The following is a 9,555-nucleotide window of genomic DNA, read 5'->3' as shown; positions in this document are numbered from 1 at the left end:
CAGAGGAATCCCTCAATAAGAGGCCGAATATATGGGTGCAATGAACTCTTCTCAAAATTGATATCGAATGTCTTGCAAACCGGATGGGTCCATATATGTTTTAGTAGAGCCTACAGGGAAGTATCCACGGCGTGTCACTGGTGTAACAGTGCGAGAGCCTGCGGCAGGCAATTAGGGAATATAGAACTTAGCTGCGCAGCTGCACGTCTTAGCAACACAAATATAAAAAGAAATTATCAGGCACTCTGGCGCGACAGCGCCAAAAAACAAAACCCCGACTCAGTTACCCGAGTCGGGGTTTTCATTTTTCTCTTACAAAAATTTAGGTTTAAGCGATTAAGCTAAAGACCGCAGATATTTTTGCGCAGGATAAAACGTTCAATACAAGGCGCTGTGAGCGTAGCATACGTTGTGTGTATGTGAGCGAGCAGCAACGCCGTAATCAACGTTTTAGACCAGCAAAAATTACATCATGCCGCCCATTCCGCCCATCCCACCCATACCGCCCATATCTTGGCTAGCATTTTGTGGAATTTCAGCAACCATAGCTTCTGTAGTGATCATCAGACCTGCGATTGACGCAGCGAATTGCAATGCACAACGGGTCACTTTAGTTGGGTCAAGGATACCCATTTCTAACATATCACCGTAAGTATCATTACCGGCGTTGTAACCGAAGTTACCGCTGCCGTTCTTCACTGTGTTAGCAACAACTGACGCTTCTTCACCCGCGTTAGTGGCGATTTGACGTAGTGGCGCTTCCATTGCACGCAGTGCGATAACCACACCGTGTTTTTGGTCTTCGTTTAATACTTCTACTTCAGCGATCTTAGAAGCTACGCGAACCAGAGCAACACCGCCGCCAGGAACCACGCCTTCTTCTACCGCAGCGCGAGTTGCATGCAGAGCATCTTCAACGCGGGCTTTTTTCTCTTTCATTTCAACTTCAGTCGCTGCGCCAACTTTGATTACTGCTACGCCGCCAGCTAGTTTAGCCATACGCTCTTGCAGTTTTTCTTTGTCGTAGTCTGACGTTGATTCTTCAACTTGTTGTTTGATTTGGCTTACACGAGCAGCAATTTGTGTTTGCTCGCCGTTACCATCGATGATGGTGGTGTTGTCTTTAGTGATCACAACACGCTTAGCTGTACCTAAATCTTCCAGCGTTGCTTTTTCAAGCTCTAGGCCGATTTCTTCAGCAATAACAGTACCGCCAGTCAGGATTGCTACGTCTTGCAGCATTGCCTTACGACGATCGCCAAAGCCAGGTGCTTTAACGGCAGCCACTTTCACAATACCGCGCATATTGTTCACAACTAAAGTTGCTAATGCTTCGCCTTCAACGTCTTCAGCAACGATAAGCAATGGCTTACCGGTTTTTGCCAGACCTTCAAGGATAGGTAACAGTTCGCGAATGTTAGAGATTTTCTTATCTACTAACAGTACGAATGGGTGATCTAATTCAACGCTGCCCGTTTCTGGCTTGTTGATGAAGTATGGAGATAGGTAGCCACGGTCAAACTGCATACCTTCTACTACGTCCAATTCGTTTTCTAACGCTTGGCCTTCTTCAACTGTGATCACGCCTTCTTTACCGACTTTTTCCATCGCAGTTGCGATGATTTCGCCGATAGATTCGTCAGAGTTTGCAGAGATAGTCGCAACTTGCGCAATCGCTTTTGAATCTGCACAAGGTTGTGATAAGGCTTTTAATTCAGCAACTGCAGCGATAACAGCTTTGTCGATACCGCGCTTCAGATCCATTGGGTTCATACCGGCTGCAACGGCTTTTAAGCCTTCAACTACAATGGCTTGAGCCAGTACAGTTGCAGTAGTAGTACCATCACCGGCGGCGTCGTTGGCTTTAGAAGCAACTTCTTTCACCATTTGCGCGCCCATGTTTTCGAATTTGTCTTCTAACTCGATTTCTTTGGCAACAGAAACACCGTCTTTAGTGATCAGTGGTGAGCCGAAGCTCTTGTCTAATACCACGTTACGGCCTTTAGGGCCTAAGGTCACTTTAACTGCGTTCGCGAGAATGTTTACGCCAGCCAGCATTCTTACGCGAGCGTCATTACCAAATACAACTTCTTTAGCTGCCATCTTGATTATCCTTTAAATTTTTAATGATTAATTGGAATGTCGAATTGATGCTGAGGATTAACCCACTACTGCCATCAGGTCAGCTTCCGACAGGATCAAGACTTCTTGACCGTCGATTTTTTCTTTCTTAACGCCGTAACCTTCGTTGAAGATCACCACGTCACCCACTTTGACATCCAGTGGCTTAACTGTGCCATTTTCTAAAATACGGCCATTGCCCACAGCAAGGATTTCACCGCGAGTTGATTTTTCAGCGGCGCTACCGGTCAGTACTATGCCACCCGCTGATGTTGATTCAACTTCTAGACGCTTAACGATTACGCGGTCATGTAATGGACGAATATTCATCTATGAACTCTCCTAATGATTTGATGCCCTACAATCGAGCCTATTTGTGATTAAAAAAACAGACACCTTAGTCTGCTCTTTTGCTGTCTGAGATATGGGGCTGACAGTGTCGAGATCCAAGGGCATTTACAAAAAAAACTTCAATTTTTTGATGTCGGTTTTTTCAAGTCCGCACAATCCTGCTAGAATCTCGCCTCCGCTCGCTAACAAGGCACTATTTTTCCATGAAAGACAGACACGGGCTGCTCACCGCGCCAATTGGTCGTGTACTGCTCAACATGAGCCTCCCCAACTTAATTGGCATTATGACCATTCTAGGTTTCAGCCTCGCTGACACTTTTTTTATCAGCCAATTAGGCACCGAAGCCTTAGCCGCCATTAGTTTTACCTTTCCGGTGACCTTAGTGATCTCTAGCATCGCCATTGGTATTGGCGCTGGAGTCTCGACCAATTTAGGTCGACTTATCGGTTCGGGTAATGCCCACAAGGCCAAAGTGTTCTTGCATGATGCCTTATTGCTCACCTTTGTCTTGATCGCCAGTTTAGCCGCACTGGGTAGCATTTTTATTACGCCACTGTTTCGCTTACTCGGGGCAAACGATGACAGCTTGCCGCTGATCCACGACTATATGATTTACTGGTATGTCAGCGCACCGCTGCTGGTATTGTTGATGGTAGGCAATCAAGGCTTACGTTCCACTGGCGACACCCGCTCGCCGGCGATGATCATGGCGCTGGCGGCACTCATCAATCTTATCCTCGATCCGTTACTGATTTTTGGTATTGGGCCATTTCCACGTTTAGAAATCCAAGGCGCCGCAATTGCAACCCTGTTCGCTTGGTTGATTGCCTTATCTTTGTCGGGATATTTGTTGATTGTCAGGCGCAAAATGCTCGAATGGGCCGCCTTTGACATAGACAGAATGCGCGCGAACTGGAGCAAATTAGCCCATATAGCACAACCCGCCGCCTTGATGAATTTAATCAATCCACTAGCCAATGCCATTATTATGGCCATGTTGGCGCATATCGATCACAGTGCCGTGGCAGCCTTTGGTGCCGGTACTCGGTTAGAGTCAGTGCTATTAATAGTAGTGATGGCACTGTCGTCGAGTTTAATGCCCTTTATTGCGCAAAACTTAGGGGCAGGACAGCCACACAGAGCGAAAGAAGCCCTGCTATTATCGATAAAATTTATCTTTATTTTCCAAACCTTACTCTATATCCCACTGATCTTTTTAGCCGAGCCTATCGCGCATTTATTCAGTACCGATCCGCAGGTTATCGAATGGCTGAGTTTTTATATCTTAGTACTGCCCTGCGCCTACGGACCTTTGGGTATAGTGATTATTGTCGCGACCTCCCTCAATGCCTACCACAGGCCTATGAGTTCATTAGTCATCAATCTGTGCCGCTTAGTACTGCTCATGCTGCCGCTAGCAGCCTTGGGATCGTATATAGGTGACGTTAAAGGCCTGCTGCTCGCGCTACCTGTGACCAATATTTTGATGGGAATTGCCTGTTATTGGCTGGCGCAGCGGATCTGTGAGCCCACAAAGATCACGACCGCAAACGCCATTAGCGAGGGATAAACTAGCTTGATTTTTTAACGGGAAAGCGCAACACGTCGTCTGAAAACGCTCCCGTAGAGGCTTTGCAGGATCGACGTGGGCCTTGCTCACTCATATTAGTCGGCACGCCGTTTGGCACTAACTCTTGCATGATATAGTCGATAAAGCGCCGACTGGCTAAACTTACGTAACGTCTTGATGGATAAGCTAAGAAGCACTCGCCTTGGTGGGGTTGGATTTCAGGTAATAAGGTCACTAACTCACCTGTTTCCACATATTCGGCAACGACTTCAGAAGGTGCATACACGATACCGCGTCCTTGCAATCCAAACTCTACCGCCACTTCAATACTGTTGGAGCAGAAATTGCCTCTGACTCTCACTTCTTGTTCTGAACCGATAAATAACTCATTAAAAATTTTGCCGTTGGATAAACGGAACATAGACACATTATGTGCTTCAATCTCTTTCGGTGTTTTAGGTGTGCCGTGTGCCGCTAAATATTGCGGACTGGCGTAAAAACGTAAGTCAGTGGTAAAAATTGGCCGCACCACTAAATCTAAGGTATCCAACGCAGGCTCGACCACAAAGGCCACATCGAGATTATGTTTCACCATATCAACGGATTCTGAACTGCTGATGACTTCTAAGGTGAGTTTAGGGTGCATATCCATAAAGCGGAAAATGGCTTGCATCAAAATTTTCATGCTATGGATGGGGAACATTTGAATACGCAAATGCCCGCTGATCTCAGCATCGTCATTGGTCATTTCGAATAGGGTTTCGTCGAGCTGAGCCAAAATATTCTGCGAGCGCTGGTAAAAATGACTGCCCGCAGAAGTGAGCGTCATAGAGCGGCTCTGACGGTGGAACAATTTAATGTTCAGCTCATCTTCCAAGGCTTGCAAACGCCGACTCACAGTCGATTTAGGTAAGTTAAGTAAATCCGCCGCTTCAATCAAACTACCGGTTTCAGCAATTCGGTGGAATAACGCTAAGTCCTCTGTCTTCATTTTGACCTTAAGTTCAATCTCATTATGTGGGACTGATAATCCCAAAGTATCCCGTTTATTGCAACTAATTTAGCTGGTATCTTCGCGCCCAGAAATGCTGACAATTTGTTAACTAGGAAATCTCCACCATGAAATCATATCGACTCTTGCCGCTGACAATGCTGCTTCCAGCCCTGATCAGTGGTTGTTCGCCTGCGGAAAGTTCAGTGCAAGTGGCAACAATTCGTCCGGTTAAACTGTTTGAAGTACTCAATGTAGAAGACGGAGATTTCAGAACATTTCCAGCCCGCGTTGCCGCCAATAGTCGCGCAGAATTATCGTTCCGCATTTCAGGACAATTAACAGAATTGGCATTAGTTGAAGGGCAAAGAGTCACTCAAGGTAGCTTACTCGCAAAACTTGATGACAGGGACGCCCACAATAATTTAATGACCCGCGAGGCGGAGCATGAACTGTTAGCCGCTGACTTTAAACGTAAAGTTGAGCTACTCAATCGCAAGCTGATTTCACAATCTGAGTTTGATAGCACTCAAGCGCAACTCAAATCGGCCACCGCCGCCTTAGCCGCTGCACGCGATCAACTGAGTTACACCCGTTTAACGGCGCCTTTTAGCGGTACAGTCGCCAAACGTTTAGTGGATAACCACCAAATAGTGCAAGCAAACCAAGGGGTATTAACATTACAAAACAATAATTTGCTCGATATTAGCATTCAAGTTCCCGAGTCGATGGCGGCGGGTTTGAAACAATATACCGATCAAGCTCACTTTGCAGCTAAAGTGCGTTTTAGTGCCTTCCCCGAGCAAAGTTTCGATGCCAAATTTAAAGAATACTCGACTCAAGTCACGCCGGGTACTCAAGCCTATGAAGTGGTGTTTTCGTTACCTCAACCTCAAGATATTCAGTTACTTCCAGGAATGAGTGCCGAGTTGACTTTAGCCTTAGTCAAAGATCCTAGTGCCCTTGCGTCAACGGTAGTGCCAGTGACCGCTATCGATAAGCGCGACCAAGATGGCCAAGTGCAAGTGTGGATTTATCAAGCGCAATCGGGTGAAGTAAAACCGACGATGGTGACGCTAGGACGCGTGAGTAATCAAGGTGTTGAGATTTTAACGGGCGTCAACAAGGGCGATCTCATCGTCAGCGCTGGAGTGTCTCAATTATCCGATGGCATGAAAGTCAAACCACTACGCTGGCAGCGTGGGGTGTAATTGATGAACATTGCAGAGTATTCGATACGCCACAAAGTCATCAGTTGGATGTTTGTGTTGCTACTACTCGTGGGTGGTAGCGTCAGTTTTACCGGTTTGGGGCAACTAGAATTCCCCGAATTTACCATTAAAGAAGCTTTAGTGATCACGGCTTATCCCGGTGCCTCGCCTGAGCAAGTTGAAGAAGAAGTGACATTACCGCTCGAAGATGCCCTGCAGCAACTCGACGCCATTAAGCATGTGACTTCAATTAATAGTGCGGGTTTATCACAAATCCAAATCGAGATTAAAGAAAGCTACGATAAAACCAGCCTACCGCAGGTATGGGATGAAGTGCGTCGTAAAGTCAATGATGCTGCGGGAAACTTGCCGCCGGGCACAGCAACGCCACAGGTGATGGACGACTTTGGCGATGTGTATGGCATTTTATTTAACCTTTCGGGACCTGATTACAGCAACCGCGAGTTGAGCAATTACGCCGACTATCTGCGCCGCGAGCTAGTGCTAGTACCTGGAGTAAAAAAGGTTTCTGTTGCTGGCAACGTCACCGAGCAAGTCGTGATTGAAATCTCCCAGCAAAAGCTATCGGCACTGGGGTTAGATCAGAGCTATATCTATGGTTTAGTGAACAATCAAAACGTCGTCTCTAACGCGGGCAGCTTAGTGATTGGCGATAACCGTATCCGCATTCATCCCACGGGCGAATTTAGCAATGTGCAGGATCTCGCGCGTTTGATCGTCAGCCCTCCGGGTAGTTCTGAGCTGATTTACCTTGGCGACATTGCCAATATTGAAAGGGATTATGACGAAACCCCTAACGTGCTTTATCACAATAAAGGTGAAGCAGCGTTATCGCTGGGGATTTCTTTCTCTAGCGGTGTGAATGTAGTCGAAATCGGGCAAAAGGTCAGTGACCGTTTAGCCGAGCTTGAATCACAACGCCCAATCGGCATGAATTTAGCGACGGTTTATAATCAGAGTCAGGCGGTCGATGAGACAGTTAACGGCTTCTTAATCAACCTAATGGAATCCATTGCCATAGTGATCGCCGTGCTTCTGCTGTTTATGGGATTGCGCTCAGGCCTGTTGATGGGCCTGATATTACTGCTGACGATTCTAGGCACTTTTATCGTGATGAAAGTGCTCGGGATTGAGCTACAGCTCATCTCCCTCGGCGCACTCATTATTGCCCTTGGTATGTTGGTCGATAACGCCATTGTCGTTACTGAAGGCATTTTAATTGGTATCCGTCGTGGTAAGACCCGCTTAGAAGCGGCCAAACAGATAGTGTCCCAAACCCAGTGGCCGCTATTGGGCGCGACTGTGATTGCCATTATTGCCTTTGCCCCCATTGGCTTATCGCAAAATGCCGCCGGTGAGTTCTGCCGTTCTTTATTCCAAGTGTTGATGATTTCACTGTTTATCAGCTGGATCACCGCCATCACACTCACGCCGTTTTTCTGTCATCTGTTATTTAAAGATGCGCCAAGCGACGAAGAAGCCCAAGACCCCTACAAGGGCTGGTTCTTCAGCTTATATCGCACAAGCTTAATTGTAGCGCTGCGCTTTAGACTGGTGAGCATACTGCTGGTTATCGCTATGCTTTTCAGCGCTGTGGTGGGCTTTGGTCATATCAAGAATGTGTTCTTTCCTGCTTCTAACACGCCGATTTTCTTTGTGGATATCTGGATGCCAGAGGGGACTGACATCAAGGCGACCGAGCGTTTTACCGCTGATATCGAGAAGTTAATGCTTACGCTGGACGAGCAAAAAGACGTTGGGCTAAAACACTTAACAACCGTTATTGGCCAAGGTTCGCAGCGCTTCGTACTGCCCTATCAGCCAGAAAAAGGCTATCCTGCCTTTGCCCAGTTGATTGTAGAAATGCAGGATTTAGACGCAGTTAAAGCCTATATGCCAGAATTAGAAACCTTGTTAAATCAACGTTTCCCGCAGGCACAATATCGTTTAAAAAACATGGAGAACGGCCCTTCGCCCGCCGCTAAAATTGAGGCACGCTTTTACGGTGATAACCCAGAAGTGCTGCGCGCTTTAGGTGCTCAAGCCGAGGCGATTTTCCACGCCGAACCAAGCATGGATGGCATACGTCACAACTGGCGTAGTCAGGTGCCGCTGATCCGTCCGCAACTGGAAAATGCCCAAGCGCGGGAAACGGGGATCAGTAAGCAAGATCTCGACAATGCCCTATTGGTTAACTTTAGCGGTAAGCAAATAGGTTTATACCGAGAAACCAGCCACTTGTTGCCGATAGTCGCCAGAGCGCCCGCCGAAGAACGTTTGCAAGCGGACAGCCTGTGGAAGCTGCAAATTTGGAGCAGCGAACACAATACCTTTGTGCCCGCCACCCAAGTAGTCAGTAGCTTCAACACTGAGTGGGAAAATCCACTGGTGATGCGCCGCGATCGCATGCGCATGCTCGCTGTGATGGCCGATCCTAAGCTTGGTAGCAATGAAACCGCCGACTCTGTACTGCGCAAAATCAAAGACCAGGTCGAAGCGATCAGCCTGCCCGCAGGTTACCGCTTAGAATGGGGCGGTGAATTTGAAACCGCAGGTGAAGCACAAGCGTCGGTATTTAGCTCGATTCCCTTAGGTTATCTGGCGATGTTTTTGATTACCGTATTCTTGTTCAACTCAGTGCGTCAGCCCTTAGTGATCTGGTTTACTGTGCCACTGGCATTGATTGGGGTTTCAGCGGGACTCTTGTTGTTCGATGCGCCCTTCAGCTTTATGGCACTACTCGGATTACTGAGTTTGTCGGGCATGGTGATTAAAAACGGTATTGTCTTGGTCGATCAGATCAACCTCGAGCTCAGTGAAGGTAAACCAGCCTATTTTGCCTTAATCGACTCCTGTGTCAGCCGTGTTCGCCCAGTGATGATGGCCGCGATAACCACTATGCTCGGGATGATACCGCTGATCCCTGACGCGTTTTTCGGTTCTATGGCGATTACAATTATTTTCGGTCTAGGCTTCGCTTCTCTGCTGACGCTCATCGTACTGCCAGTGATGTACAGCCTAGTATTCAATATCAAAGCGACGGCAACAGGAGGTCAATCACCCAGCTAACCTGCTCCGCATTTTATCCAAAAACGCTTCCCGGCGCGGCCAGTCAGTCCCTATGCAAGTGGGCTGGCTGGCCATTTCATTTTTGATCTATTCCGATTTGAGGGATAATTTAAACAAGCACATCCATTAGATAAACAAGTTTGGCAAACTGAGATTGGTCTTTAATTACGATAACTAATATGACTGATAAATAAATATATTAATTAAAAATATGAACTAT

The 9,555-nt window shown here is 47.1% G+C and carries 6 protein-coding genes; 3 read left to right on the top strand and 3 right to left on the bottom strand.

Annotation, left to right across the window (positions count from 1 at the left end; all coding sequences use genetic code 11):
- Positions 1–465: 465 nt before the first annotated feature.
- Positions 466–2,103 carry a chaperonin GroEL gene (gene groL / locus KO537_RS11800; protein ID WP_011847850.1) on the bottom strand — a complete coding sequence of 546 codons (1,638 nt, stop codon included), beginning with the start codon at positions 2,101–2,103 and terminating at the stop codon, positions 466–468.
- Between the two features lie 57 nt (positions 2,104–2,160).
- Positions 2,161–2,451: a co-chaperone GroES gene (locus KO537_RS11795; protein ID WP_006086113.1), complete on the bottom strand. Its 291-nt coding sequence runs from the start codon at positions 2,449–2,451 to the stop codon at positions 2,161–2,163.
- A gap of 224 nt (positions 2,452–2,675) precedes the next feature.
- Here KO537_RS11795 and KO537_RS11790 point away from each other — a divergent pair, with 224 nt between their 5' ends.
- A complete protein-coding gene (locus KO537_RS11790) occupies positions 2,676–4,043 on the top strand; it encodes an MATE family efflux transporter (protein ID WP_173246972.1) in 1,368 nt (455 codons plus the stop codon).
- 1 nt (position 4,044) lies between these two features.
- On the opposite strand, the gene KO537_RS11785 is transcribed toward KO537_RS11790, so the two are convergent.
- Positions 4,045–5,034 (bottom strand): LysR family transcriptional regulator, encoded by a 990-nt coding sequence (locus tag KO537_RS11785; protein WP_006086115.1) that lies wholly within the window; start codon positions 5,032–5,034, stop codon positions 4,045–4,047.
- A 128-nt stretch (positions 5,035–5,162) separates the two neighbouring features.
- Here KO537_RS11785 and KO537_RS11780 point away from each other — a divergent pair, with 128 nt between their 5' ends.
- Together KO537_RS11780 and KO537_RS11775 are read left to right on the top strand one after the other, a co-directional pair.
- The gene (locus tag KO537_RS11780; protein ID WP_173246975.1) at positions 5,163–6,245 is read left to right on the top strand and encodes an efflux RND transporter periplasmic adaptor subunit; all 1,083 of its coding nucleotides are present in this window, start codon (positions 5,163–5,165) and stop codon (positions 6,243–6,245) included.
- Between the two features lie 3 nt (positions 6,246–6,248).
- Positions 6,249–9,335: an efflux RND transporter permease subunit gene (locus KO537_RS11775; RefSeq protein ID WP_219234541.1), complete on the top strand. Its 3,087-nt coding sequence runs from the start codon at positions 6,249–6,251 to the stop codon at positions 9,333–9,335.
- The last annotated feature ends 220 nt before the right edge of the window (positions 9,336–9,555 follow it).

This window comes from Shewanella sp. NKUCC01_JLK (genome assembly GCF_019345615.1).
Taxonomy (GTDB): domain Bacteria; phylum Pseudomonadota; class Gammaproteobacteria; order Enterobacterales; family Shewanellaceae; genus Shewanella; species Shewanella oncorhynchi.
The sequence above is the reverse complement of the archived record's forward strand: the minus strand, read 5'-3'. Positions and strand labels throughout refer to the sequence as shown.